This is a genomic window from Paenibacillus sp. JNUCC 34 (genome assembly GCF_058269055.1).
Map to the genome: position 1 here is coordinate 4,450,001 of NZ_CM177770.1, position 26,072 is coordinate 4,476,072.

General features: G+C 45.5%; 29 protein-coding genes (1 of these 29 cut by a window edge). All 29 read right to left on the reverse strand.

Going from position 1 to position 26,072, the window contains the following annotated elements:
* On the reverse strand, positions 1-1,674 hold the 5' portion of the coding sequence (locus AC2TF5_RS20875; protein WP_491299046.1) for a LysM peptidoglycan-binding domain-containing protein. The gene continues 123 nt to the left of window position 1, outside the view; the window shows 1,674 of its 1,797 coding nt (coding positions 1-1,674); it begins with the start codon at positions 1,672-1,674; its stop codon lies beyond the left edge, outside the window.
* Between the two features lie 177 nt (positions 1,675-1,851).
* Positions 1,852-2,736 (reverse strand): branched-chain-amino-acid transaminase, encoded by an 885-nt coding sequence (ilvE, locus tag AC2TF5_RS20880; RefSeq protein ID WP_491299047.1) that lies wholly within the window; start codon positions 2,734-2,736, stop codon positions 1,852-1,854.
* Between the two features lie 5 nt (positions 2,737-2,741).
* Positions 2,742-3,626 (reverse strand): prephenate dehydratase, encoded by an 885-nt coding sequence (gene pheA, locus AC2TF5_RS20885; RefSeq protein ID WP_491299048.1) that lies wholly within the window; start codon positions 3,624-3,626, stop codon positions 2,742-2,744.
* Positions 3,623-4,591, reverse strand: coding sequence for a homoserine kinase (gene thrB / locus AC2TF5_RS20890; RefSeq protein ID WP_491299049.1), 969 nt, complete (start codon positions 4,589-4,591; stop codon positions 3,623-3,625). The genes pheA and thrB overlap by 4 nt, the downstream gene beginning before the upstream one ends.
* The gene (gene thrC, locus AC2TF5_RS20895; RefSeq protein WP_491299050.1) at positions 4,588-5,661 is read right to left on the reverse strand and encodes a threonine synthase; all 1,074 of its coding nucleotides are present in this window, start codon (positions 5,659-5,661) and stop codon (positions 4,588-4,590) included. The genes thrB and thrC overlap by 4 nt, the downstream gene beginning before the upstream one ends.
* A 65-nt stretch (positions 5,662-5,726) precedes the next feature.
* Positions 5,727-7,013, reverse strand: a complete 1,287-nt coding sequence (locus AC2TF5_RS20900; protein WP_491299051.1) for a homoserine dehydrogenase — start codon at positions 7,011-7,013, stop codon at positions 5,727-5,729.
* 48 nt (positions 7,014-7,061) lie between these two features.
* A complete protein-coding gene (locus AC2TF5_RS20905) occupies positions 7,062-7,499 on the reverse strand; it encodes an ACT domain-containing protein (RefSeq protein WP_208915288.1) in 438 nt (145 codons plus the stop codon).
* Between the two features lie 207 nt (positions 7,500-7,706).
* Positions 7,707-8,168: a DeoR family transcriptional regulator gene (locus tag AC2TF5_RS20910; protein ID WP_491299052.1), complete on the reverse strand. Its 462-nt coding sequence runs from the start codon at positions 8,166-8,168 to the stop codon at positions 7,707-7,709.
* Between the two features lie 43 nt (positions 8,169-8,211).
* Entirely contained in the window at positions 8,212-8,997 is a 786-nt protein-coding gene (locus tag AC2TF5_RS20915; RefSeq protein ID WP_491299053.1) for a hypothetical protein, read from the reverse strand.
* A gap of 21 nt (positions 8,998-9,018) precedes the next feature.
* Positions 9,019-9,792, reverse strand: coding sequence for a hypothetical protein (locus tag AC2TF5_RS20920; RefSeq protein WP_491299054.1), 774 nt, complete (start codon positions 9,790-9,792; stop codon positions 9,019-9,021).
* 37 nt (positions 9,793-9,829) lie between these two features.
* Complete coding sequence (locus AC2TF5_RS20925; protein WP_491299055.1) at positions 9,830-10,597, reverse strand: hypothetical protein; 768 nt, start codon at positions 10,595-10,597, stop codon at positions 9,830-9,832.
* A 14-nt stretch (positions 10,598-10,611) separates the two neighbouring features.
* A complete protein-coding gene (locus AC2TF5_RS20930) occupies positions 10,612-11,922 on the reverse strand; it encodes an SPFH domain-containing protein (protein WP_491299056.1) in 1,311 nt (436 codons plus the stop codon).
* A 169-nt stretch (positions 11,923-12,091) separates the two neighbouring features.
* On the reverse strand, positions 12,092-13,402 hold the full coding sequence (gene obgE, locus AC2TF5_RS20935) for a GTPase ObgE (RefSeq protein WP_491299057.1): 1,311 nt from the start codon (positions 13,400-13,402) through the stop codon (positions 12,092-12,094).
* 13 nt (positions 13,403-13,415) lie between these two features.
* Positions 13,416-14,156, reverse strand: coding sequence for a Spo0B domain-containing protein (locus AC2TF5_RS20940; protein WP_491299058.1), 741 nt, complete (start codon positions 14,154-14,156; stop codon positions 13,416-13,418).
* Positions 14,157-14,331: 175 nt separating this feature from the next.
* Complete coding sequence (gene rpmA / locus AC2TF5_RS20945; RefSeq protein ID WP_208915294.1) at positions 14,332-14,643, reverse strand: 50S ribosomal protein L27; 312 nt, start codon at positions 14,641-14,643, stop codon at positions 14,332-14,334.
* Positions 14,644-14,648: 5 nt separating this feature from the next.
* Positions 14,649-14,993, reverse strand: a complete 345-nt coding sequence (locus tag AC2TF5_RS20950; protein WP_491299059.1) for a ribosomal-processing cysteine protease Prp — start codon at positions 14,991-14,993, stop codon at positions 14,649-14,651.
* Positions 14,994-15,005: 12 nt separating this feature from the next.
* A complete protein-coding gene (rplU, locus tag AC2TF5_RS20955) occupies positions 15,006-15,317 on the reverse strand; it encodes a 50S ribosomal protein L21 (RefSeq protein ID WP_491299060.1) in 312 nt (103 codons plus the stop codon).
* Between the two features lie 171 nt (positions 15,318-15,488).
* Entirely contained in the window at positions 15,489-16,715 is a 1,227-nt protein-coding gene (locus AC2TF5_RS20960; protein WP_491299061.1) for an Rne/Rng family ribonuclease, read from the reverse strand.
* Positions 16,716-16,825: 110 nt separating this feature from the next.
* Positions 16,826-17,689, reverse strand: coding sequence for a M50 family metallopeptidase (locus AC2TF5_RS20965; protein ID WP_491299062.1), 864 nt, complete (start codon positions 17,687-17,689; stop codon positions 16,826-16,828).
* On the reverse strand, positions 17,682-18,575 hold the full coding sequence (locus tag AC2TF5_RS20970) for a peptidoglycan DD-metalloendopeptidase family protein (protein ID WP_491299063.1): 894 nt from the start codon (positions 18,573-18,575) through the stop codon (positions 17,682-17,684). The genes AC2TF5_RS20965 and AC2TF5_RS20970 overlap by 8 nt, the downstream gene beginning before the upstream one ends.
* Positions 18,576-18,729: 154 nt before the next feature.
* Positions 18,730-19,524 carry a septum site-determining protein MinD gene (gene minD / locus AC2TF5_RS20975; RefSeq protein ID WP_491299064.1) on the reverse strand — a complete coding sequence of 265 codons (795 nt, stop codon included), beginning with the start codon at positions 19,522-19,524 and terminating at the stop codon, positions 18,730-18,732.
* A 3-nt stretch (positions 19,525-19,527) separates the two neighbouring features.
* Positions 19,528-20,190 (reverse strand): septum site-determining protein MinC, encoded by a 663-nt coding sequence (gene minC / locus AC2TF5_RS20980; protein WP_491299065.1) that lies wholly within the window; start codon positions 20,188-20,190, stop codon positions 19,528-19,530.
* An 82-nt stretch (positions 20,191-20,272) separates the two neighbouring features.
* Positions 20,273-20,800 (reverse strand): rod shape-determining protein MreD, encoded by a 528-nt coding sequence (mreD, locus tag AC2TF5_RS20985; protein WP_491299066.1) that lies wholly within the window; start codon positions 20,798-20,800, stop codon positions 20,273-20,275.
* Positions 20,797-21,624, reverse strand: a complete 828-nt coding sequence (mreC, locus tag AC2TF5_RS20990) for a rod shape-determining protein MreC (RefSeq protein ID WP_491302957.1) — start codon at positions 21,622-21,624, stop codon at positions 20,797-20,799. Before mreC ends, mreD begins: the two co-directional genes overlap by 4 nt.
* Positions 21,625-21,725: 101 nt before the next feature.
* Positions 21,726-22,760, reverse strand: a complete 1,035-nt coding sequence (locus AC2TF5_RS20995) for a rod shape-determining protein (protein WP_491299067.1) — start codon at positions 22,758-22,760, stop codon at positions 21,726-21,728.
* A 39-nt stretch (positions 22,761-22,799) separates the two neighbouring features.
* A complete protein-coding gene (radC, locus tag AC2TF5_RS21000) occupies positions 22,800-23,489 on the reverse strand; it encodes a RadC family protein (RefSeq protein ID WP_491299068.1) in 690 nt (229 codons plus the stop codon).
* A 51-nt stretch (positions 23,490-23,540) separates the two neighbouring features.
* Positions 23,541-24,146 (reverse strand): Maf family protein, encoded by a 606-nt coding sequence (locus AC2TF5_RS21005; RefSeq protein ID WP_491299069.1) that lies wholly within the window; start codon positions 24,144-24,146, stop codon positions 23,541-23,543.
* A gap of 21 nt (positions 24,147-24,167) precedes the next feature.
* The gene (locus AC2TF5_RS21010; protein WP_491299070.1) at positions 24,168-24,410 is read right to left on the reverse strand and encodes a DUF4321 domain-containing protein; all 243 of its coding nucleotides are present in this window, start codon (positions 24,408-24,410) and stop codon (positions 24,168-24,170) included.
* 137 nt (positions 24,411-24,547) lie between these two features.
* On the reverse strand, positions 24,548-25,927 hold the full coding sequence (locus AC2TF5_RS21015; protein ID WP_491299071.1) for an SPOR domain-containing protein: 1,380 nt from the start codon (positions 25,925-25,927) through the stop codon (positions 24,548-24,550).
* Positions 25,928-26,072: the final 145 nt, after the last annotated feature.

Consider the following 26,072-nt stretch of genomic DNA (forward strand, 5'->3'; position numbering starts at 1 on the left):
GTCTTCCAATCTATCTTCAGTGGAGTCCTTTTCGGCAACATCTGCACTGTTTATCGATATACCATTGTCAAATGCAGGCTCGGCTTTAAAGACATCAAAAGATTTCTGTTCATCCTCCCTGCCATGGCAACCACAGTCTTTTTCCGGATATCCCATAGTGTTCTCTTGCCAAGGCATTGGGTACCCCATACCTCCATAAGGCATTGCTGAACTCCCCATCGTTTCCGCCGTATCCTCTGTAGCTTCTTGGTAAGACCAAGGATAAGACTGATGTGGCCCACCATAGCTAGGCATTGCTGAACTCCCCATCGTTTCTGCCATACCCTCTGTAGCTTCTTGGTGAGACCAAGGATAAGATTGATGTGGCCCACCATAGCTAGGCATTGTTGGATAATGCCCATGGTCACCATGATGGTGATGATAGTGATGTGAATGATGATGTGGGTACATTGGATTCCAGTTTGGAGGGTCCGCCATAACCTGCTGTTCGCCATAAGGAGTCGGCATTTCAGTTCCACCATGGCATCCGCATGGTTTTTTTTCAGGCATATATCCCATTCCCATTATAGCTTCATAGGAGGTGTGGGGTTGCTGCATTTCAACTTGCGCTGGGTAAGTGGTATAGGATGGTGTCCCTGTCATATATGGATCTGTTACAGAGATCTGAGAATATTCAACAGCCATCGGTTGTTCTGTAATTCCCGGGTAATGTGAAGTCGGTGCCATCCATCCTTTGTAAGTGTCATGCTCTGCTTTATGAGTGTGGTGTGGATAGCTGTAGTGATGTTCAGGAATATAGCTATCCTGGAACGGCTGTATAGCTACGTTGTCATGGCAGCCGCAAGGTGCACCAGGAATCATATGCTGTGGAGCAGTTGGAAACATAAAATCCGGAGAGAAACAATCAAAAGGCTGAGGCATATGATGTACAGGATACTCCGGAAAAGGAGGACATGGCTCTATCATTGGTTCAATGGGTTTCTCTGGACATATCGGCTCCATCATTTGAGGCTTAGGCTCACATACTGGCTCCATAGGTGGTAACATTGGCTTTTCCATTTCTTTTGGCATTTCAGGCATTACGATTAATTCAGGCATAATTGTTATTTCCGGTTTTACAATGATTTCGGGAATAACTGTAACCTCCGGCATGACGTTAATTTCAGGCATAACCTCAACCTCTGGGAGTACAGGTACCTGTGGAATTTCAGGAAGAGTAGGCTGGGGGGCCGTCATTTCTTCCTTGGGCCCAGTATAAGTTTTACTACCGGGTACCGTCTTATCTGCTACGTTTCCTGTACCACCGGTATGATGAGAATCCCCTGTGTTCATAAATGTTCCGGAAGAAGGTATGTTTACAACTTCCCCTACTAGCAGTGCATTCGGATTTTTGAGCTGAGGATTCGCATCAATAATCTCTTTTAATGAAACGCCCCACGCCTTAGAGAGTTTCCATAGCGAATCCCCTTGCTTCACGGCATGCTTATGAATAATGGGCTGAGTTCCGTCAGGTACGGGAACGGGCTCAGTTGGTATTTTTATTTTCATGCCGATGTCGAGTTTATTGGGATCAACCAATTGCGGATTCGCATCCACGATTTTAACCAAAGGGACTCCATATTTTTTCGATAGCTCATATAGGGTGTCGCCTTTCTTGACGATGTGTATTTTCACGCCGCTAAAACCTCCTACACTCTTCTAGGCGCTTTGAAGCATTTCGCCCGCATTCGTTACTACATCCTATGCAGGAGATGGGCGATTGACATCCCTAGAAGCAAAAAAAATCCTTTCATCGATATGAAAGGATTTTTTCCTATATTCCGTTTGTTAGAGTCGTACAAGTCTATTAGCTTACGCTTCCCACACTTTGTAACCGTCCTGATCAACGATTTTCCGGAACTCATCTAGCAATCGGAGGGTAATTGGACCTGCTTGGCCCTCTCCAATAGTTCGACCGTCAATCTCACGTGCGGCGATAACTTCGGCAGCTGTCCCTGTGAAAAAGACCTCGTCTGCAATATACACATCATGCATGCTGAATGGTTCTTCTTTAAGAGGGATATCAAACTTCTCACACAGCTCGATGATAGCTTGACGGGTAATTCCTTCGAGTGCCCCCAAGTAACAAGGAGGCGTTGTGATTACACCGTTTTTAATAATAAAAATGTTGTCGCCAGAGCCTTCCGTTACATAGCCCTGCGCATTCATCATAATGGCCTCATCTGCGTCCGCAAAGTTGGATTGAATTTTCACCAATATATTGTTGAGATAGTTCAGAGACTTAATCTTCGGATTAAGTGCATCAGGAATATTACGTCGTTGCGCGACAGATACAGCCTTCAAGCCATTCAGATAAGCCTCTTTGGAATAAATGGCAAGCTGCTCCACGATAATGATAACCGAAGGTTTGATACAACGGCGCGGATCCAGTCCCAGATTACCCACACCCCGGGATACGATCAGTCGGATATATCCGTCACGCATATCGTTACGGCGAATCGTCTCGGCCATTGCTTCCAGCATTTCATCTTGTGTAAGAGGAATTACCATATCAATCGATTTAGCCGAATCATATAAACGATCAAGATGCTCTTTACATTTGAAAATGTTACCGTTATAAATACGGATACCTTCAAATATACCGTCACCGTACAGAAATCCGTGATCAAACACCGAGATTTTTGCGTTCTCTTTCGTAACATGTTCTCCATCTAAGTAGATCCATTGTTCAGCCATGTCTGCTATACCTCCGTTTTTTCTCTCTCGTATGCAAACCCCGGGTAAGATCCAAGTATGCGAACCTGACATCCCAAGGCTTCAATCTCGCCCATTGCTGCCGTTAATAGCACGGAATCTGCTGAATCCAGCACATCAATGTAAAAATAATAGTTCCCCAGCTTCTTTTTAGTTGGGCGGGACTCGATCCGAGACAGATTCAATCTTCGCCAAGCGAAGGTTGAAAGGACTTGGTGAAGAGCTCCCGGTACATCCTCTGGCAGCGTCACCAGTATACTAGTCTTCACATATTCTGATGAACGCGGAACCTCGATGGGATGAGGTCCGATCAGAACAAATCTCGTGTAGTTGTTGTCATGATCCGTGATCTTCTCAGCTAAAATATTTAGTCCATGCGTTGAAGATCCCAAAGTTGTACCGATGGCCGCCCATCCTTTACCCGGATTTTCCTTTACGATGTTCACGCCCTCAGAAGTGCTTCCGCAAGGTTCGAGCTCGGCCCCGGGAACATATTTGGACAAAAACTGGCGACATTGGGCTGTAGCCACCGGGTGAGAGTAGATTTTTTTGATTTTACCGAAATCAATACTACCGTCCTCAGCACGGAACTCCGAAACGTCACCGATGATGTTCTGTATAGAAGGATATACCCATTCCACTTGCATTGGTATATCCACTTCGTTTACCAACCAATCCATATGAAGACTGACTGAGCCTTCGATTGTATTTTCGATCGGAATCACGCTGTAATCGCTTCTCCCGTCTACGGTCGACATGAACACATCAGATATCAGTTTATGGTGTATGAATTGTGCAGACTCACCTTTTAACAAATATAAAATTGCCTCATGAGATACCGAGCCCGAGGGCAGCAATGCTATACGTTTCATGTTGTCACTTCCCCTCTGATCATATCCAAAAATGAAGTGCTCTGTATATTATCAAACACCTTTACCCCTTCCCCATCCGGTTGTAGTAATAAACTAGATGCAGAAATCCCTTCTTTCTTCATCGTTTCCATGAGATAGGATTTTAATGATTCGACACGTTCATCTCCACGCTGAATCAGGGCAATTAACGTAGGACCCGCTCCGCTTAAAGCAATACCAAGTGCCCCTCTGTTAGGTGCTTCATTCAATATCTCGGCCATCCCCGGCACCAATGCGGCACGATACGGTTGATGAATACGATCTCGCATAGCTGCTCCAATTAGGTCCAGTCGTCCAGATGCCAACGCAGCCGTCATTAAGGAGGAACGGCTTATATTGTAAACGGCATCGGATAATGAGAACTGCTTCGGTAGCGCTTCTCTCGCCTTAGCAGTCGATAGATGAAAGTCAGGAATCACAACCAGCGTGTCCAGATTAACTGGCGGTTCAATCCGGACATAATCCGCATGGTTACCGTCCCAAGCTGCAGCAATGATGCCTCCGAATAAGGATGCACCTACATTGTCCGGATGTTTCTCAAGATTTGTAGCCATATCAAACAGCTTGCTATCCGGTAAAGGCGATCCGATAAGAGCATTAGCAGCCGCCAGTGAACCAACAATGGCTGAAGCACTACTTCCAAGTCCACGGGTCAGTGGAATTTCGGAGTACATGGAAATCGCGAGTTCCGGCACAGAAACACCTGCCTCATCAAAAACCATCTGGGCAACCTTATATATAAGATTGCTCTTATCCTCAGGTACACCTGTCATTTCATCTCCGTACAAATGAAAAGTAGTGCGATCGTCTTGCTTCATTTCAATCCACGCATAGAGAGATAATGCCATCCCTAATGTATCAAATCCGGGGCCAAGGTTAGCCGTGCTGGCTGGAACCTTGATTCGGACGCTTTCGGACAAACTCATACTTGAGCCGCCCCTTCAAGCTTGGCAATAGCATCCATAACGGCAGATTCCGTATCGGAAACAACAAGCGGCTCAGACTTGACGGTTGTAATAGCGATATTCGGATCCTTCAGTCCATGTCCGGTAAGAACACATACAACCGTTTCTCCACCTTTGAAATATCCTTCACGTTTCATTTTATACACACCGGCAATCGATGCCGCGGAACCTGGCTCGGCAAAAATCCCCTCTCGTGATGCAATAGTGCGGTAAGCCTCCAGGATTTCATCATCTGTTACGTAGTTAATCTGACCACCTGATTCATCCGCTGCCGCAACAGCTGTTTTCCAGCTGGCTGGATTACCGATACGGATCGCTGTAGCCACAGTTTCCGGATTTAGAATTGGCTCACCTTTTACAATAGCCATAGCCCCTTCCGCTTCAAAACCAAGCATAGTCGGGAGTGAAGAAGCTTTCCCCGCAGCGTGATATTCTTTAAATCCTTTCCAATAAGCCGATATGTTTCCGGCATTACCTACAGGAATAGCCAGAACATCCGGTGCTTTGCCGAGCTGGTCGACAACCTCAAACGCGGCGGTTTTTTGGCCTTCAATTCGATATGGATTTACGGAATTCACTAATGTAATTGGATGTTTCGCTGTAATTTCACGCACAATCTCAAGCGCACGGTCAAAGTTACCATCAATCGCAATAACCTTTGCACCGTAAATCATTGCCTGCGCCAGTTTTCCAAGTGCGATATTGTTGTTCGGTATAATGACTATACAATTCAGCCCGCCGCGTGCAGCATATGCAGCAGCTGCTGCAGAGGTGTTTCCTGTAGAAGCACACATGATCGTGCGGCTCCCTTCCTCCATAGCTTTGGCTACCGCCATAACCATACCACGGTCTTTAAACGATCCGGTTGGGTTCAACCCCTCGAATTTGAAATGCAGATCAATGCCCAAATCCTTGGACAGATTCTCTGCACGGATCAACGGTGTATTTCCCTCTTTCAGCGTTAACAGCGGTGTATTTTCGTTAACAGGCAAATATTCCTTATACGTCTGGATCAAACCTTCATATGGCATCTCTCTTATTCTCCTCTTCAAATATAAAATTTATATATTATTTATGGATCATTACGGGTAGCAGATTAGCCTTCTACACGGTACACACTCTTAATGCGGCGTATAACATCCAAGCTTTCAAAATGGTTAAGCACTTTATCTATGCTAGCTTTGCTCGCGTTATGGGTTACAATGATGATTTCCGCATCAGGATTCTGATCATTCGGCTGCTGAACCACAGACTCCAAGCTTACATCAAATTCAGCGAGCACCTGTGTGATTTTTGCAAGCACCCCTGCTTTATCGTCCACTTGGAGCAAAATAAAGTTCTTAAACACGATCTGTTCATCGCTCTTCAGCTTTTTCGCTTTGTAAGGCACAATCGCTTTCAAACCATTCACGCCAAGCTTCAGGTTTTTGATAACAGCGACCAAATCTGCTACGACGGAAGTTGCCGTCGGCATTTCACCTGCACCGGGTCCATAGAACATTGTCTCGCCAACCGCTTCTCCGTATACGTAAACAGCATTGTATACCCCGTTCACCGCAGCAATCGGATGACTCGTACGCACCATCGTCGGCTGTACACTGATGCTGACCTGCTCATCCTCGCGGTCAGCGATACCGAGCAGTTTCATTTCGTAACCCAGCCGCTTCGCATATAGAATGTCTTCCTTGGACACCTGTGAGATTCCCTTTACACTTACATCCTTCAACTCAACATTCGTACGGAAGCCCAATGTGCCCAGGATGGCCATTTTACGTGCTGCGTCCAATCCTTCTACATCAGAAGTTGGATCTGCTTCCGCATATCCAAGCTGCTGGGCTTCTGCCAATACATCCTCGTACGAAGCACCTTCCTGGCTCATTTTTGTCAGAATAAAGTTCGTTGTTCCGTTAACAATCCCCATAATTTTCATAATTCGGTCCGAAGAAAAACCTTCGATCAGGGTACGGATAATCGGAATACCGCCAGCTACACTTGCCTCATAGAATACATCACACTGCTTCTCCTGAGCTTTCGCCATAATTTCCGCCCCATGAAGCGCCATCAGATCCTTATTCGCTGTGACGATATGTTTCCCTCGATCCAAAGCTTCCAAAATGTAAGACTTCGTCTGCTCGATGCCGCCCATTACTTCCACGATTACATCAATTTCTGGATCGCGGATCACATCCCAAGGATCATCTGTCAGCTTACTGCTGTCCACCGTTACACTGCGATCTTTCTCTGTATTTTTAACTGCGATTTTTTCTATAATAATAGGTGACCCCACTTGGCTGCTCAAATCTTCCTGATGTCCCTCGACAATACGGACAACCCCTGTACCTACAGTACCTAATCCCAACAATCCTACTTTAACTGGCTTCATATATGTCTCCTCCTATTTCCAACCATTCTTGTACTCTATTATAACTAACTATCCTTGTCCGATCATTTGGACTCTTCTTACGCCCGTTGCCCGGCGCAATCCATCAAGCAAATCATCCAGCTCTTCGTTGAGCCGTGATACTTCCACAGAAATAACAACATTCGCAATACCTTGCAGCGGTATACTTTGATGTATGGTAAGTACGTTACCGCCCTCTCCAGCCACCAGACCCAACACCTCGGACAGCATGCCGGAACGATGCTCCATATCAATGGAAATCGTGACGATCTCATCCCGCTCCAACTGGTTGATGGGATGAATGCCATCTTTGTACTTATAAAAAGCACTCCGGCTTAGGCCAACCTGCTCAACGGCTTCATGAACCGTCTTCACATCACCGGACGCGAGCAGCCTTTTAACCTGCATAGTCTTCACCACGGCTTCTGGCAAAATATCCTCACGAACTAGATAATAGCGTTCTTTCACAAACGTCCTCTCCTCAAAGACTCGTGTTTTTGTATAGTGGACATTATACTGGATAACCTGGTTGAGGGCAATACATTTGAGTCTATTTTTTAAAAATCACCATGTTGTTGTCATAGTCGTATAAAGGTTTGTTTAAATAAATCTGTATAAAATAAAACCTCCCTACTCTTTTGGGAGGTTTTACGGACAATAAAATTCCAAACTGTGTTATGCGTAAAGCACGACACTTCCACAGTATTCGCATTCCTTCGATTCATCAGGATCAACATTTGTTTTGGAACCACAGCCAGGGCACTCCATCACCTTCGGTAGCTTAGGTTCAGATGGCGATTTTTCTGTATAGAGAGACGTATAACTGCTCGATTCAATGTTAATATTCACAACACTCGAACTCCAGTTCCCCTGAATGTTCACATCGTCATCCCATAACGAGTTTGGTACAGATTCAAACTCCACAACTCCATCCTCTATACTCCCTTGAGGAATAAGCTTCTGTTTCATCATATACTGCAAATCATCCCTAACCGTTTCAGGCGTTTGCTTGACTCGTTTAGCAATTTCTTCGATTTGAACGATACGCTGCTCAATAACGATCTCCCAGTAATGCTCCATCAATTGGATAAGATTGTTGTGGTGATAACCACCCATTAAACCCAGAACAACAATCAATACAAATAAAGTTCCTAAATTCTATTATACATTTTCCATCTACCTATGCGTAATTTACGGGTCCCCCGCAATATTCGCATTCCTTCGATTCATCAGGACTAAGCGACATCTTGGCGCCGCAGCCTGGACAATCCATAACCTTAGGCTGCTTGGTCTTTTGCTCCGGTGTTTCCGAATTATTATAAAACGTATTATTTTGTTCAAAATTAATATTGTTTTGTCCAAAATTAATATTAATGATATTATCGCCTGTTTTGAAATTTTTCCCCCTGGTTCCTCCACGAGAAAAACCATCCAAAACCAAATATCCATCTTCAATCGTCCCGTATGGCAAGATTCGTTTCTCTATCATATATTCAATATCTTCGATAACACGCTCGGCAGGTTGTTTTACCTGTTCCGCTATTCTCGAGATATTAGAATTGTAATGCTTATATATCTCATCATAATATTTTGTCATTAGCCGGATGAATCGCTTCTTCGCGATCCATGTTATAAATTGAATGATACTTACGGGAATAAGAGTAATCAGGCCAAAAAGTATTGTAAATGTAAACATCGCTTCAAACCGTTCTTCCGTCCCAAGATCAAGATATCCAATAAACGTGAATGCTAAAATAGCTATAAAAATCATAACTAACTGATTGTTTATAAAATGAAAATTCACTGGTTTGCGATAATTATGCCGATGTGTCTTAATTACTCGTATCAGCCCCAGCGGGAAGAAAACCGGAAAGAAAATAAGGTTACCAAAACAAATCCAGTTATCTTGTTTATTTTGTGCTGGCTTATAATTTTTGATTTTATTCAAGGGCGTAATATTTTCCAATCTCTAAACCTCCAAACAAATCTATGCATAAATCACCATACTCCCGCAGTAATCGCATTCCTTAGCTTCACTAGGATTAATCGTCGTTTTGGCACCACAGCCGGGGCACTCCATTGTTTTCGGAAGTTTAGACTCGGATGCTCCTGGTGCATCCTGATTATTTTCTAATCTATCGTTTTGGCCAAAATTAATATTAATAACATTCTTACTGGCACTAAACGGAGTTTGCACCTCTCTTTTGATTTTAGAAGGAAGCGGTTTTAACTCCACTATTCCATTCCCAACCGTACCGAAAGGCAGAAGTTTATGATCGATCATGTACTGCAGATCATCGATAACGCATTTGGGCTTTTGCCGGGACCTCTCAGCGATCTCATGAATCCGGATAATCTGATGATCAAGAATCAATTCCTTATACAGCTGCATCAATCGAACAAAGCGACTTTTTTCTTTTATTTCAAAGAACACGAGCATCGCCACCGGAACCATAAATATAATGCCGAAAATGATCATATAATCTTGAACTGCTTGTACCCTCTCTTCAGCTGGCAGATCATTGTATCCGATCATTCCAAGGAACATAACAACAATAAAGCTGATGACCAGTTGAACGGACAGCATTCTAAAATTAAATCCCTTCCGGTAATTATGCCGATGTGTCAATAAAACACGGAGCACCCCTAGCGGAATAAACACCGGGAAGAACAATAAGGTTCCCATAAGAATTACAGCATCCAACTTAGTAACGGAATACTTATGATTTTCTATTGATTCCACCGGAGTTACGGTCTTCATTCTTTCAACACCTCCTGTCAATCGCTTGTTATCTGACTTATGAAGTACCAGCTTTTAACCGAACCAACTGAGTATTGCGTTCCATTAATATTGTTAGAATCTCGTGTATTTGTTGAATGGTCTCTTCAGCTAATTTATTTTGAAGATCATGCTCGGCTCCTGTTATTAGTTTCACTTGATCCTCGATTAAACTGATTCTTTGCCGTATGATGTCCTCGATGGCATAAAGAGATTGGTGCGTTATCGGATCGCTGTAACGGAAGCTTTCTTCCAGCTCAAGCAGAAGCTTGTTTAAGACGCTACCCTGCTCCAATGCAAGTCCGGATAGTTGCTCGCGGATGGATGCAACCCATGCGACAGCCTCTTTCTGAGTGGACAGGGACGAACTTTCTTTATTTTCCTGAGAGATGGCATACTTGCCGACTAGAGATACAAGACCAAGCACACCTACGGTTAAGAGGAATGTAATCAAGTGAATAGATAGATATGCATTCACCGTTAACCTAAACATATACCCGAAGAGCACAATTTCAAGGAGCACAGTAAAAGCATAAATACCGATTACAACACTAGAAGCAATATAAAAAGGTGCGCGAACAGCAAACCGATCCGTACCACTTACCATACGAAACATAAAAAGTAGGATCATCCCCTCTGCGCACGCGGCTGCCGCTCCGGATATCCATGGATGCAGCGTTCTTGTTCCAGCTCCGTTTCCGATAAAACCAAACAGCAGTATTGTTATCAGAGGCAGTAGTACCCCGGCACCCAAAATCCAATTTCTTATATCAACCCTTTTAGTCAAACTGTTCCCTCGCTTTACGTCAGTTTATTTCCACATTCCATGCAAAATTTTTGCCCTGGCTTGATTTCATGATCACAGCTATCACATTTGAGAACAGTACTGCTTCCGCAGCTTGGACAGAATTTTGCCTGTTCGTTTAGCGGTTCACCACATTCACGGCAAGGCCTAGGCATGAATTTCCCACAGCTACTGCATGATTCTGCATCAAGGGCCACATCTTGTCCACAGGACGGACATGGATGATACGGATCACCACAGTGGAGGCAAAACTTTGAATTGGGGGGAATTGGATTGCCGCAATCACTGCACATCATCATAGTTGCAGTATCTTGCTGTCCTGTGCGGACGGGTTGACCACATCCGGAACAATAAACCGCTTCTGAATGATTTAGATTACCGCACTTGGAACAGGCTTTTTGCTCTACGGTCAAATCGCCCGATCCTTGAATATTTACTTCTCCGCTTATACGGTTCATTGCATCATACATAGGGTTAACCATTCCGAGGCCCATTCCTACACCAAGTCCGGCACCGATGAATTCGGAGCTTGACCCAGGGTTTTTCGCTGCACCTTCCAAAGTGTCAAAGGATCGCTCCTGATGATATGTATAACCGATAATGTCCATTTCCGCTTTTTTAGCTAGTGCTTCTTTTAAACGGATCGCGGCTGGATCGTTATCTGGGATATTGATCGAATCCACATAAAAGTTTAGTAAAGACAGCCCAATGTCTTGGAAAGCAGGGGCAATGGCCCCATGAATATGTTTCGATATTTCGGCGGCGTAGGCGTTAATCTCCACCACACTGATTTTTTTATGAACAATATACGAGGATATAATTTCATGAATGTTCGACATGAGCACGCCTCGAAAATATTTAACCAGAGTATTCTGATCAAACGATGGAAGCGTCCCCACCATTTTGAGCAGAAACTTGCGTGAGTCTTCAATCTGCACACCAAATTGGCCAAAAGCCCGCAGCGATACAATAATGTTGTATTTAGGATCCTGAAGCTGGATAGGTGAATTCGTTCCCCACTTTACATCCAGCGAACGAAGCTTATTAACGAACCAAACTTCAGCAGAAAAAGGTGACTTTCCGCCAAAAGGAAGATTCACAATGTTTGATAAAATCGGAATATTCGCCGTACTTAACGTATGGCGTCCTGCTGTAAACAAATCCAGTGCTTGACCACCTTTAAACAAAATAACTTCCTGTGTTTCATTTACAATCAATTGGGTCCACGTGCCAAGCTCCTGATTGGGATAACGCCAAGCGAAAACTCCCGGCGGTCCATCATATTTAATAACCTCAATGATAGCCATCTTTCATACTCCTTTTACGTCTCAATTCAGCACATCTTAAGCTCTATTTAAAGTAGGTACTTATTTACTACATTATTGTATACGAAAATCAGGACATTTTGGATCAAAAAATTGGAAAATAATAAAAATACCGCTTAACCCCATGATTAGAGTTAAGCGGTATGGTCTTCTAGTAATAACTGCTTCCTTCTACAAACTCAAATTCAAAATCTCCAATGCGCACCAGTGTGCCTTCGGTCGCACCGCGACGGCGAAGCTCCTCATCGACTCCCATATGACGGAGAGTACGGGCAAGCTTCAGAATCGCATCATGCGAGTTCATCTGCATCCGCTTCAGCATGCGCTCGATGCGCTCGCTATGCACGACATACATCTCGTTATCACGAGTAATCGTAAACGCATTGTCATCCTTTTTATCAAATTTATATACTTTACGCTCTGCAACCGTGGCCACATCTTCAACTACAGGCTCTTCTGGAATCTCATCCAAAATAGAAGCTGCACGATACAAGAGTTCCTGAATCCCTTTGCGCGTCAGCGATGAAATCGGCATAATCTCGAGATCCGACCGCACGGTCTTAACTTGTTCACAAAACGCTTTCAGGTTTTCTTCCGCATCAGGCATGTCCATTTTGTTAGCTGCAACGATTTGAGGTCGCTCTGCTAATGTCGGGTTGTACAGTCTGATCTCTTCGTTGATCTTCTGCCAGTCTTCGAACGGATCTCTTCCTTCGGAACCCGCCATGTCCACAACATGGATGATGACACGTGTACGTTCCACATGACGCAAGAATTCATGTCCGAGTCCTACTCCTTCATGCGCGCCTTCAATCAGACCCGGCAGATCTGCCATCACGAAGCTTCGTCCGTCGCCAACATCAACCATGCCCAGATTAGGCGTAATCGTTGTAAAGTGGTACGCTCCAATCTTAGGCTGTGCTGCCGAAACGACCGATAACAATGTAGACTTCCCGACACTTGGAAAACCGACAAGTCCGATATCAGCCATCACCTTCAGTTCCATAATAACATAGCGTTCTTCGCCTTCTTCACCATTCTCGGCAAGCTCCGGCGCTGGATTATTCGGTGTGGCAAAACGGATATTCCCCCGTCCGCCCCGCCCACCGCGAGCAACGACAACCTGTTGTCCATGGCGAGTCATATCCGCGATCACTTCTCCTGAATCGTCATCAATAAGCACCGTTCCAGGAGGAATTCTTACAACCATATTTTCGGCATTAGCCCCATGCTGGCTTTTGTTCCGGCCTTTTTCTCCCCGTTTCGCTTTAAAGTGCCGCTGGTAACGGAAATCCATTAGTGTACGGAGTCCTTCATCAACGCGGAAGATCACATCTCCACCATTGCCGCCATCTCCTCCGCCAGGACCGCCCTCAGGCACATATTTCTCACGGCGAAATGCAATGAGACCATCTCCGCCGTCTCCGCCTTTGACATAAATTTTTGCTTTATCTACAAACATGGATTCACCTTCCTCAAGTCACATACGGTAAACAGAGCCGATATGTCGTATTGTCCGTATGGATCTGCTCCACCCGGATACCTTTATCATGTACTGCAAGTTGTATCTTCTGCTTTAAGCTGTCTTGATCACCGAAAAAACCTTCTCCATCGAATTCAGCAATCAATTCGTCTCCCTGCTCCATAAATGTCAGAGTCAACAGCCGGTCATCTTCCCACGTTGAGCGCCCACCAATTTGGTATGCCTGCACAACTTCCATAATAGACTGCGTAAAATTCTCCTCAGCCTCCGTCGTCAGCTTCCCATCCAATTGGACAAAATCCACAACGTCAACATCCAATTGTAACCCGGTGTTTAACGTTCGATATGAATGAAGATAAAGAACCAACGAAGAAATGCCCAGTTTCGAAATTTTACTGTCCTGCAGCATACGTTCCTTTATTCTTTCCACACATTGCACCGATTTATCAAGCTTCCCCAGTTGAATATATCCATATAAAATTTGAAGCTCATTCATCCAATCGTGACGGTGGTGGTTCAGTGTCTGAATGGCGTTCTGCTCCAAGCTTTGCTGGTTCGTTCGCTGTCTTTGTACTTCTGTACGCCGGGCATACCAAGCAGCACCGAACGAGGCGGCTGCAGACCAAATTGTCAATATTATTCCGGCTGCATACGTAGGATTCCACAACATCCAGGCTGCAGGCAGCACGGATGATAATCCAATACCAGCCGCTATCCATTTCCAGGAATTCATCGTTTCTCCCCGTTCCTCCACAACAATCGGTTACATTCACCAAATCACAGTATACCATAGTCTTTAGCAGGGATTCACCACTCGTATTCAAGTTTATTGCTATTTTCTTCAAAAAAAAGAAGCCCCGGCATAGTTGCCGGAGACTTCTTAATCTGTAAGCCGTTTAAGAAACGATTTACGCTTCCACTGCAGCCGCTACAGGAGCGACCTCAACCGGGTAGACGCTCACTTTCTTGCGATCACGACCCCAACGTTCGAATTTCACAACGCCTTCGACTTTCGCAAACAAAGTATCGTCTTTACCGATGCCCACGTTTGTACCTGGGTGAATTTTCGTTCCACGTTGACGAACCAAGATGCTACCACCAGTCACGAGTTGACCGTCTGCACGTTTCACGCCCAAACGTTTCGCTTGGCTATCACGACCGTTCTTTGTGGAACCTACACCTTTTTTCGATGCGAATAACTGAAGATCCAATTTCAACATGTTGTCTACCTCCTTCTTTTAGTATTCTGTTCTTGTATTTGAATATACTCACGGTATGAATCTGCAATTCCTCGTAACATCAGAACCATAGATTCGAGAAGCAACTGCACCTGACCAGACACCGATTCGTCTTCCACATGCGGTAGTACACCGCTGAGAAAGCCACCCTTCATCTTGGTCTCCATAACGGTACCGGTTAACGCCTCAACGGAATTTACCGTTCCCACCGTAACAGTGGATACACCAGCGCACACGATATCTTGTCCTCGCGGAGCATAACCTGCATGTCCCTTGATTTCAAAGCTATGAATTCGGCCGTCTTCCTTGCGCGTAATCTGTACAGTAATCATTACCGCACCTTCTTACGCTTGGATTTTCTCGATGGTTACTTTTGTGTAAGGTTGACGATGACCTTGCTTTTTGTGGTAGTTTTTCTTCGGCTTGTATTTGAATACAACGACCTTCTGGCCTTTACCGTGTTTCTCCACTTTAGCAGTTACAGTTGCACCAGCAACAACTGGTGTACCTGCTACCAAACCGTCCTCTTTGGAAACGGCCAGTACACGGTCGAAAGTCACGCTCTCTCCGTCACCTGCATTCAGCTTCTCGATGAACAATACATCGCCTTCTTGAACTTTGTATTGTTTACCACCAGTTTCGATAATAGCGTACATTTGCTTGCACCTCCTCATGTCTCAGACTCGCCTAATTCAGGTGTCCGATCATATAATGACCGTCCTTGTATACCCGATCGGAGCGGTTACAGCATGTGCAGCAATTGCTCACTAAACACATACCTGAAGATCATATCATATTGCCCCTCATTCCGTCAATACCTACCACACTTACACCATGCCTGTCCCACCACAGGACGTACAAGTTCTAGAATAGGGGGCAACCGAACTTTCACGTGCCTTCTTTCGAGTCATTTCAAGCAGTCCAAGCTTCGTCCAGCCTACTACAAAACTTTTGGTCCGGTCTTTTCGGATACCCGCTTCCATTGCAGCAATAACCTCATGTCTATGCTCTTCCTCTTCCATATCGATGAAATCTACAATAATAATACCACCGATGTCCCGAAGCCGGATGATTCTCGCAATTTCACGGGCAGCATGTAGATTGGTCCGGGTGACTGTATCCTCAAAATTATCTCCGCCAATATACTTCGCTGTATTAACGTCAATAACGGTAAGGGCCTCGGTCTGATCGACAACGATCGTTCCTCCACCCGGGAGTGAAATTTGTCGGGAGAACCCCGACTTTAATTGTTCTTCTACACCGTATGCTTGAAAAATATGATTTTTCCCCTCATATACCCGCACTTGAGGTTTAATTCCAGGCACCAAATCGGATAAATAACATTCCGCTTCTATCGCCTCCCGTTCACGGTCGATGATCAATTCATCATTTAGCGGATCAAAGGCATCCCGGAGAAACCTCTGAAGAATCCCCAAATCGCGATGTAGAAGATCAGGGGATTCCGATGTATGCGAGCGTTCGATAATCCGCTCCCACTCCATCCGCAGCAGTTCCAAATCTCCCGCAACAGATTCAACAGGTTCATCTTCGGATACGGTACGCATAATAATACCCTCTTCTCCGCTCCTTAATCGCTCACCGATCATTTTGAGACGCATTCTTTCAGCTTCACGCTGTATTTTCTTGGACACGGCCACATAATCGGACTTTGGCATAAACACCATACATCTACCAGGCAGTGAGAAGTGGGTTGTAACCCTTGCCCCTTTGCCTCCCCTTGGTTCTTTCATAACCTGGACAACCAATTCTTGTCCCACAGAGAGCAGTTCCGCAATCGATGGCTTGTTCTTTGGTTGTTTCTCCAAATGGGGATGAAGAACATCATCCACATATAAAAAAGCATTCTTTTTCAATCCAATATCAACGAAGGCCGCTTGCATGCCTGGAAGCACATTGACCACTCTTCCTTTATAAAAACTACCAACGACATTTTGTTCCCGACCTCGCTCTGCTGCATATTCCACGAGCCTGCCATCTTCGATGAGGGCCATCTGAATGGTATCCGGTTCACAGTGAACAATCATTTGTTTCATGGCTTCACCTCTTTATGGAAGACTAATCTATTGTACAATCCTATCATGAGTCAGCTCAGACGGGATATATTACTTAGTGAATTCCTGTACAATATTTCTTTTGAACAAAATCATGCATACCAATGGGGCCTATCAGACGCAAAATAAGAGGCAATGACATGCTGCTCCGGTATGACAGCCATTAAACCTCCCCGGCGGTTCATAACGTAAATCAAATGATACTTCTCTCTTTTAAATAAACGCATAATATCATCCAAAGGTTTCGAAGAATCTGCAACTATTGGCTGAGCAGTTCCGATACCTTCCTGCTGATGTTCATGTAATCCATTCCGGTTCACTAGGAATCGCATAAAACGGTAAGGGACATTACGGTGATCCTCAAAGTTCGAATAAGCCAAAAAAAGACCGATCATTAACAGATTCAGCTTTACACCGCCGCCAGAAAGCAGCGGAGAAAGCCCGTAGCCAATCATAAACAAACTGCAGATCATTCCTGCGCGAGCAGTCCATAATAGCGTTGCATGATAGGGAAGGAGCAAACTGACAAGAGCCTGCATTACTTTCCCTCCATCCAAAGGCAGAACTGGAAGGAGATTAAACAGCGCAATAATCAAGTTCCCCTGTATCACATAGGACAAAAAGGGGCCGTCTCCCCAACCGGCCGCCTGACATAACCATACAATTCCTATCATAATTCCATTCTGAAGAGGACCGGCCAATGCGATGATCAATTCTCGTGCGGCATTCATTCGTCCGTCATCCTCAATCACTGCAACACCGCCAAACGGCAGCATTTGAATAGACCGTACTTTAAAGCCCATGGCTATTGCAGCACCAGCATGACCCAGTTCATGTATGAACACGATAACAAATAGAGTCAGCAATTCCAAGAAGCGACCGGTTATGACGGAGGCCAGCATAACGATAACAAATAGAGGATGTAGTGACAGAACAATACCCCGGATGCTAATCAAATGAAATCACTTCCGTTGGATCCACGCTGCGGTCTCCATCTTTTAACATAAAGTAAAGGGCAGACTGTTCTCCATCGGACTGTAGCACCGGCAATGTACCAACAACATCTCCGCCTTGAACCCAATCATTCACCTTCAAGTCAGATACTAAAAGCCTGCTATATTGGGCGGTCCTTTTCCCTGTGTGTTGGATTGTAACCGTAACGCTGGCATCCGGAAGTTTCTTAACTTCCAAAACTCGGCCCGTTTCTACGCTTTTAACCTCGCGAGAGGAAAGCGAATCCCCTTTAGGCACTATGAGAATTCCTTTGAGATCAATCGCAAAGGATTGCACAAGCTGTCCTTCTAACGGTGGTACTAATGTAGTCGATGCATTTACCTTTGTTGTATCCTGATCACTTTGGCCAAATATCGGAATAAATGAGGGTGGACCGCCAAAGTGCTCTTCATACCATACTTGAGCGGCCTGAAAGTCCATTTCTCGGCTTAAGCCTTCTACAATATAACCTTGTGCCCGCAAAGCCCAGGGTTCATGGACCGAGAAAATCCCCCAAACCGCTCCAAATAAAAGGACGCTGGCCGCGAAGCGCCGCACCAACCCTGCTATAAAAGATGAATTACGAGGAGGAATTACAGGCTCGATGGCATTGTCATACCACCCGCGGTGACCTTGTTTCCACATTTTTTCGGGATCCCGCTCGATTTCTGGTCCGGTGTGAACAGGCTCTTGAAGTGTATTCTGCCGAAGAACAGGTTTTTTGGAGGCGTTAGTAACCGGATTGGAACGGAAATTATTCAATTCTGTACTCTCTTCCGTCAGATTTTCATTCAATAGTTCACGGATTCGTGCCTCTCTCCTGTGTTTTACAGATGTTTTAATGTCCAAAATACTCTCCCCCTTGGGGCTTGTTTTACTCTATCTTATGAGGACAAGAAAGATGTTTAGAACAAGCCTTCACCAAGCGTGGATCTCGGTTTCCTACAAGAAAAAAGCCAGTGCAGTATTTAGCACCGGCCAGTCAAAAAATAAGAATATACAATTACCCCATACCGAAAAATTTCTTAAACTTTGTAAACATCCCTTTTTTCTGATGAATCTGCATCAATGGAACGGTATCCCCTAGAATACGCCGAGCAATATTTCTATAAGCTATAGCTGCTGCAGAATCTGGGTTCATAACCGTCGGCTCTCCAAGGTTCGCTGCCTTGATCACCATCTCATCGTCTGGGACGATACCGATCAGATCAATATTCAGCACTTGCAGTACATCTTCGATCTCTAACATATCACCTGACTTAACCATATTCGGGCGAATCCGGTTAACAACTAGCTTCGGAGATTCTACATGGGAGCTCTCAAGCAATCCAATTATACGGTCAGCGTCACGCACTGCAGCATTCTCCGGTGTCGTTACCACGATAGCCTTGTCCGCCCCGGCAATGGCGTTCTTGAATCCCTGCTCAATTCCTGCAGGACAATCGATAATAATGTATTCGTAGTCCTTCTTCAGTTCCAAGACAATATCCTTCACCTGATCAGGCGAAATGGCGTTCTTGTCCTTGGTTTGGGCGGCAGGCAGCATATAAAGCTCGTCAAAGCGTTTATCCTTGATAAGCGCCTGATTGAGACGGCAGCGCCCTTCGGCGACGTCGCATAGGTCATAAATGATTCGGTTTTCCAGACCCATAACTACGTCGAGATTACGAAGACCGATATCGGTGTCTACCAGACACACTTTTTTGCCCAGAAGTGCCAGAGCCGTGCCGATGTTCGCCGAAGTAGTCGTTTTTCCGACTCCGCCTTTGCCTGATGTTATGACGATTGCCTCTCCCATATTCTACACCCCTTTAAACACATTAAAATCCCGGCCCAATCGAACAATGTTACTGATCTTGTCTATCTGCATACTTCCGTTTTGCAAATACGCAAATTCCATGACCGTTTCCCGTGTTTCCCACTCATCCGGCGGTCTGCTGATCATATCTGAAATACGAAGCTGGGTAGGAGCTAGATACGAAGCGGCGATAATTGCATCCTCGTTTCCTTCGATGCCGGCATGTGCTGTTCCACGAAGAGCACCCAGTATGTATATATCTCCAGTTGCCGTAATCGTCCCACCAGGGTTTACATCACCCAAGAAAAGCAAGTCTCCTGTGTGGTGCAGAACTTGTCCGGATCGGACCATGCCAGTTTTAACAACCGGACCTGATACTACCTCATCTTCCGGCTCGGGGGGCGGCGATTCCACCGTACGTATTAGCAGATTCCCCTTCTGCTTCAGTATATCAAGAATAGACTGCTTCTCTTCTTCGGAAATACGCCGGGATCCCAGTTTAACATCCACATGAATAATAGGTCCGGTCAAAATATTCTGATGACTATGCTCAAGTTTATAACGAAGCTCACTGAGCAGTTCTTCTAACTCACATTGATCGTCAAGCAGGAATACCAGGCCATCTTTGATGCCCTTAATCGTTACATGATTGGATTTTACAGCCATAAGCCTGTCCCTCCCATCTTCATACATTTCGCGCTCGGACCTTCAAGTTCCTGCTAGTCTTCGTAAAATGTCGGATTGACGGTCAAGAAGCCTTGCTTCTCTTCGGAGCTTTAGCAAGTAGCTCAAACTGTTTCCGAAGAGGTACATAAATCATCAAGGCAAATGCAAAATGAATCAGAAGATTGGGAAGCATGTGATTCAGCAGGGCCCAATTATAAGAATCTGGATTAATTCGGAATAACTTATAGATCCCAAATAGCATGCTATCCAGCAGTAAGCTGCCCAATATGACTGCCGTCATCATAACCGGCAATGGAGCCCGTGGCGTTTTAAATAAAAATCCGATTACATATGCCGATACCCCCATTGCGAATGAGTATGTACCGATCATTTCACCGTAATAGACTACGTCATGGAGCATCCCGAATACGAGACCAAGTACAAGGCCGGTATGACGGTGGTGGTAAATGGTCGCAAACAGAATGGCAACATACATAAAGTTAGGCGTGATTTTGCCCTGCAGCGAGCTTGGCGTAATCCAAAAACCTACCGTCCCCTGTAGAATAAACAAAAGAAACAACAGCAGAATCAAAACCTGATGGCGCTTCATCCTTTAGGCTCCTCAGGCGCGAATACGACAAGGAGTGTTTTCCAGTCCTGAAAGCTTGCAGCCGGTTTAATAGTGGCCGTACGGTTCAGACCAAATTCTCCGACCTCGACACTCTCAACTGTACCGATAATCATCCCGCGCGGGATAACCCCTCCGTTACCAGAAGAAACGATCAAATCATCTTTTTTGACCGGGTCATCTTCCGGAATCCGCGTCATTTTGAGCATTTTCGTCTTCTTGTCATAGCTTTCAATAATTCCGAACGTGTCCTTGTTAGAGACGGTGGCTGCAATCTGCTGCCGCTTAGCGTCCTGGGGATCAAGGGTCGTCAGCAGTTTTACGGTAGAGGTGAAATTACCAACATGGCTTATAACACCGACCATTCCCTCAACAGAGGTAACGGACATGTTTAGCCGAACACCGTCCTTGGCCCCCAAATCGATAACCAACGTATGGTTGTTCGGATCCTGATTCACACTTAACACATTAGCCGGACGGTAATCATAGTCATACCTTTTCTTTTGAGCTTCTGTGAACTTAAGATTATCCTTTAAAACTTTGTTATCATTTTTGATAAGATTGTACTCTGCGCTCTCACGTGCGTACTGCGCAACAGCCTTCTTCAAACGCTCATTCTCTTCGTACACTTCTTTCATGTCACGTACATCTTCAAAGAAGCCCGCTATGTAAGAAGCGGGCTTGTAAAAAACACCTTGTACAAAACCTACTGTATCCCTCATAAACTTCTCAGGCCAAGATAACCCCACTCTCGGACCAAGGGTAAATCCCATAAGTGCAATAAACGTTACTAGCCCGATCAGCATAATAAACAATCGTTTGTTACCTAGCAGCTTAAACAGTTTTCAACACCCTCTAACGTTACTGTTTTCTCTCCCACACACCAGGGGTTGACACACAATCCTGACTACCGCTTCGAACGGACGGTAGAGCTGCTGCGGGATTTAAACAGATGAATATTATCGAGCGCTTTCCCCGTACCAATCGCTACACAATCCAGCGGATTTTCAGCTACGATGACAGGCATTCCTGTCTCCTCAGCAAGCAACTTGTCCAAGTTGCGCAGTAGCGCTCCGCCTCCGGTCAGTACAATGCCTCGGTCCATAATGTCGGCAGCCAGTTCCGGTGGACATTTCTCAAGCGTTACTTTCACAGCGTCCACAATGGCATTAATGGTATCTGCCAAAGCTTCACTAATTTCATCGGAAGTGATTGTAATCGTCTTAGGCAAACCTGTTACCAGGTCACGCCCCCGGATTTCCATCGTCTCCACCGTTTCAAGCGGCATCGCAGATCCCACTTCCATCTTCAATTGCTCAGAGGTACGCTCACCGATCATCAGGTTGTACTGGCGCTTGATATAAGAAATGATGGAATCATCCATTTCATCTCCGGCCACACGTACGGAACGACTTGTAACGATTCCGCCAAGTGAAATTACGGCAACTTCTGTAGTACCACCGCCGATATCAACGACCATGCTGCCAGTCGGCTCCCAAACAGGAAGATCTGCACCGATTGCTGCTGCAAAAGGCTCCTCAATCGTGTATGCTTCACGAGCTCCCGCCTGCTTCGTAGCGTCCTCCACAGCGCGCTGCTCCACCGCAGTAATGCCTGATGGTACACATACCATTACGTTCGGATGGCGCGGAAATACGGAACGCTGCTTCTGCGCTTGACGTAAAAAATACTTAATCATGGTTGCGGTTGTATCAAAGTCGGCAATAACGCCGTCCTTCATCGGACGAATCGCACGAATATTGCCTGGTGTACGTCCAATCATCTTCTTAGCGGATTCACCAACCGCCTCAATCGTTTTTGTATCGGTACGCAGAGCTACCACAGAAGGCTCTCTAACGACAATTCCTTTTCCACGGACATAGACGAGTGTATTAGCCGTCCCCAAATCAATTCCTAAATCTTTCGTAAAACCACCAAACATGCTGCAATCTCCCTTTCCTTCTCAATCTGAACTATTATATTACATCAGGCCCCGTTCCTTCAAACTAACAAACGTTCCATCTCCAATAATCAAATGATCCAAAACATCAATTCCAATAATATTCCCGGCTTCTACCAAACGGGAAGTCAGGGATATATCTTCTGGACTCGGTGTAGGATCGCCGCTTGGGTGGTTGTGCGCACAAACCAAAGACGCACTGCTGCATTTGATTGCGGCTCTAAACACCTCGCGGGGATGAACAATGGAGGCGTTAAGGCTTCCCATGGAAAGCGTTTCTTGGGCTATGACGTGATTTTTCGTGTTTAAAAAAAGACAAACAAAATGCTCTTTCTGGAGATAGCGTAGCTGTTCGCTCAACAGGTCCGCAGCATCACGCGGACTGCGTATAATCACCGGCTCCATATGTCTCGAACTGACTAAACGTCTTCCAAGTTCGATACCCGCTTTCAGCTGTACCGCCTTGGCGATTCCGATTCCTTTAATCTGTGTTAATTCTTCAATGCTGAGATCAACGAGTTGACGGATACTTCCCACTTGCTTCAAGATCCGTTGTGCTACGTGTATAGCGGATTCTTGTCTAGTTCCCGTCCTTAACAATATCGCCAGCAGCTCAGCATGACTCAAGGCGCTCGCCCCATAAGACATCATGCGCTCTCTTGGTCGTTCTTCATGGGGGATGTCGCGCAGCAAAAATGCGGGCGACTCCATATATTCCCCTCTTTTCCTATGTTTAAATCATAACACGGTCAAAATCTAAAATTAAGATAATACATCCATTCCCATCTCTGAAAGCATATCACTAAGCAAGGATATCGGCAGCCCTACGACATTGAAGTAGTCACCCTCAATGCTGTTCACAATAGCAGCACCGAGACCTTGAATGGCATAAGCGCCGGCTTTGTCGGCAGGTTCGCCGCTCCGTACATAGGACATGATCTGTTCATCGTTTAACGACTTCATACTTACAGATGTTATCCGGTGGCGAACAATACTCTGTCCGGTCAAGGCATCCACGCAGGCTACGCCTGTATACACCTGATGAGTACGCCCCTGAAGCATGGAAAGCATTCGTACGGCATCTTTATCATCCGTCGGTTTCCCAAGTATATCACCCTCTAGTACAACTATCGTGTCACTCCCCACAATGATTGCATTACTGTCCGATTCGGACAGCTTCCGGTACACTGTATCCGCCTTGCGCAGCGAAAGGGTCTCTACAATCATGCTGGGTTCCCAGCCGAAGGGTGTGTCTTCATTGGCATCACTCGGCATGATTTCAAATGGTAACCGAAGTGAAGCTATTAATTCTTGACGCCGTGGAGAAGTTGACGCCAGTATGATGTGCCGCGATGCCTTCTCTTTCACGAGGGAATGTCTCCTTTGTTGTTAGAGCCTACGATACAGCCAAACCGCCGTAATCATTCCGATCAAGCCCAGCAGGCAAAGTTTGAATTCAATGTTAATGTCATAATTTATGATGTCCAAATTAGCTTCGGGCGACCACTTCAATGTTGTAGAAGCAGTTAGAAAAGAAAGAGCTTTGACAGGCAGCAGCAATTTTGCAATCCACGTTCCGGTTAGCCACCCCAGCAGTATAAACAAGATAAGCACTCCTGCGTTTTTCTTCATTCGTCCTCTTCCCTCGCCATTTTTTGACACCCTAATTATTATACGGTGAATCGGTAAGCAATACAAACAGAAATCCGGCTTGGGGAACTATTTCCAGTTCTCCTGCCGGATTTCTGCGATTGAATGCGGTTTTAGGACTAGAAGCTTTCCACAAGCTTCCTTTGACTCATGATGTAGTTCATCATTCCTGCTTGAATTTCCCACAAATGCCCCTTGGATCGATTTTTGTTGTATTCTGTCAATGCTGTAATAGCTTCACTCATTTCCTGCTCCATAGTTTTAAGGCTTGCCCCTGTCTCCAGACTCATTCCAGGAGATACAAGCTTAACTGCTTCTGTCCACTGGAGATGAAGACCAGTAATCGTCTTCATGGTCTCTGCGTCCACCGGTCCGGGGATTTCCTGACCTAATAAGGAGGCTGATAAAGAGCTAAGGTTGGCCGCCAGATCGCCACTCACTTCAAAGAAAATGTCGAGTGCGGCAGCCTCACCGGCAAATACGGCAGATTGGGCACCAGGTAATACGATCTCCCGGACATAAAGCTCAACACCTTCACCTTTTAACTGACTGCTAAGCAGTTTCGCCTGCTCCCGATCCGGCGACACACCGGCGTATACGCGGTTCTCCGCAGAGGAATCTCCAAAGGCCGCAATACCTGATTGAGTCAGTTCACCCTTAGCCTGCTCTGCTCTTTCTGCTGTGCTGAAGACGCCATACTGTAGCATGTAGAAGGTCTGCTGAGGGATTGAAACAGATACAGCTGCTGCTTCCTGATCATTAATCCCCTCGTTTACAGCTGTATTTTCCGGGGGTAAAACCCCCGTCCCCTGGCTACTCTCTGTGGTTGTGTAATCCTCACCGGAGTCCCCGCCGTTAAACATCGACAATACAACCGTTCCAAACAGCAGTCCTGTAACAATCGCACCTGTAATAGACCCTGCAAGTTTCCACACAGAGTTTGGTTTCTTAGAACGATAGTATCCATAATCATTCCTGGTGTTAGAGGAAACTTGTTCAACTGACAGGTATGACTGATCTCTGTTCTTACCATCGAGCGAATCATGAATAAAATCATGTTCTGACGGCCATTCATCGATCTCGGGATACTCTGAATTCCCACTCTCAATGTAAGGCCGTTCCGGTCTACCGTAGCTCCACTCATCCTCATAACGCTCATTGTCGTACTGTTGCTCCATTCGCCGTCTCTCCGCCGCCAAGCGACCATTAACACGGAAATTCTCAAAGCGATTGTTTTGATTATCATTAAGGTTTGGATTACGATTATCCAGCAATTCAACAGGCAGCGGTATAACCCGGAAATCCTCATCTTCTACCCCTTGGTATGAAGGTGACTGCACTTCTTTCTGGAAAAAATCCTGCTCAAAGTTATCGCTGACATTCCCCTTACCCATGTCAGGCTGCAGGCGGGACCTGGTATGTACTTCTCTTGTATGTCCGCTGTCTTGTCCATTGGGAGTTTCATGGTCAAACCTTATTGTCATACGCGCTTTGTTCATTCCACTGCACACCTCACTTGTCTCCTTATCTATAACTACCTATATGATAGATTCAGGAAAGTTATGTGCGGATGCGGACAAACTGAAAACAAACAATACCCGCACATCCTGTATCAAATAACAGGACATGCGGGCATCGAATGAG

Coding starts and splice junctions, on each gene's coding strand:
- ilvE (WP_491299047.1), bottom strand. CDS start 2,736: ATGGCTGAACAATGGATCTACTTAGATGGAGAACATGTTACGAAAGAG.
- pheA (WP_491299048.1), bottom strand. CDS start 3,626: ATGAAACGTATAGCATTGCTGCCCTCGGGCTCGGTATCTCATGAGGCA.
- thrB (WP_491299049.1), bottom strand. CDS start 4,591: ATGAGTTTGTCCGAAAGCGTCCGAATCAAGGTTCCAGCCAGCACGGCT.
- thrC (WP_491299050.1), bottom strand. CDS start 5,661: ATGCCATATGAAGGTTTGATCCAGACGTATAAGGAATATTTGCCTGTT.
- AC2TF5_RS20900 (WP_491299051.1), bottom strand. CDS start 7,013: ATGAAGCCAGTTAAAGTAGGATTGTTGGGATTAGGTACTGTAGGTACA.
- AC2TF5_RS20920 (WP_491299054.1), bottom strand. CDS start 9,792: ATGAAGACCGTAACTCCGGTGGAATCAATAGAAAATCATAAGTATTCC.
- AC2TF5_RS20930 (WP_491299056.1), bottom strand. CDS start 11,922: ATGGCTATCATTGAGGTTATTAAATATGATGGACCGCCGGGAGTTTTC.
- obgE (WP_491299057.1), bottom strand. CDS start 13,402: ATGTTTGTAGATAAAGCAAAAATTTATGTCAAAGGCGGAGACGGCGGA.
- AC2TF5_RS20940 (WP_491299058.1), bottom strand. CDS start 14,156: ATGAATTCCTGGAAATGGATAGCGGCTGGTATTGGATTATCATCCGTG.
- rpmA (WP_208915294.1), bottom strand. CDS start 14,643: ATGTTGAAATTGGATCTTCAGTTATTCGCATCGAAAAAAGGTGTAGGT.
- AC2TF5_RS20950 (WP_491299059.1), bottom strand. CDS start 14,993: ATGATTACTGTACAGATTACGCGCAAGGAAGACGGCCGAATTCATAGC.
- rplU (WP_491299060.1), bottom strand. CDS start 15,317: ATGTACGCTATTATCGAAACTGGTGGTAAACAATACAAAGTTCAAGAA.
- AC2TF5_RS20960 (WP_491299061.1), bottom strand. CDS start 16,715: ATGAAACAAATGATTGTTCACTGTGAACCGGATACCATTCAGATGGCC.
- minD (WP_491299064.1), bottom strand. CDS start 19,524: ATGGGAGAGGCAATCGTCATAACATCAGGCAAAGGCGGAGTCGGAAAA.
- minC (WP_491299065.1), bottom strand. CDS start 20,190: ATGGCTGTAAAATCCAATCATGTAACGATTAAGGGCATCAAAGATGGC.
- mreD (WP_491299066.1), bottom strand. CDS start 20,800: ATGAAGCGCCATCAGGTTTTGATTCTGCTGTTGTTTCTTTTGTTTATT.
- mreC (WP_491302957.1), bottom strand. CDS start 21,624: ATGCTGATCGGGCTAGTAACGTTTATTGCACTTATGGGATTTACCCTT.
- AC2TF5_RS20995 (WP_491299067.1), bottom strand. CDS start 22,760: ATGTTTGGTGGTTTTACGAAAGATTTAGGAATTGATTTGGGGACGGCT.
- radC (WP_491299068.1), bottom strand. CDS start 23,489: ATGGAGTCGCCCGCATTTTTGCTGCGCGACATCCCCCATGAAGAACGA.
- AC2TF5_RS21010 (WP_491299070.1), bottom strand. CDS start 24,410: ATGAAGAAAAACGCAGGAGTGCTTATCTTGTTTATACTGCTGGGGTGG.
- AC2TF5_RS21015 (WP_491299071.1), bottom strand. CDS start 25,927: ATGAACAAAGCGCGTATGACAATAAGGTTTGACCATGAAACTCCCAAT.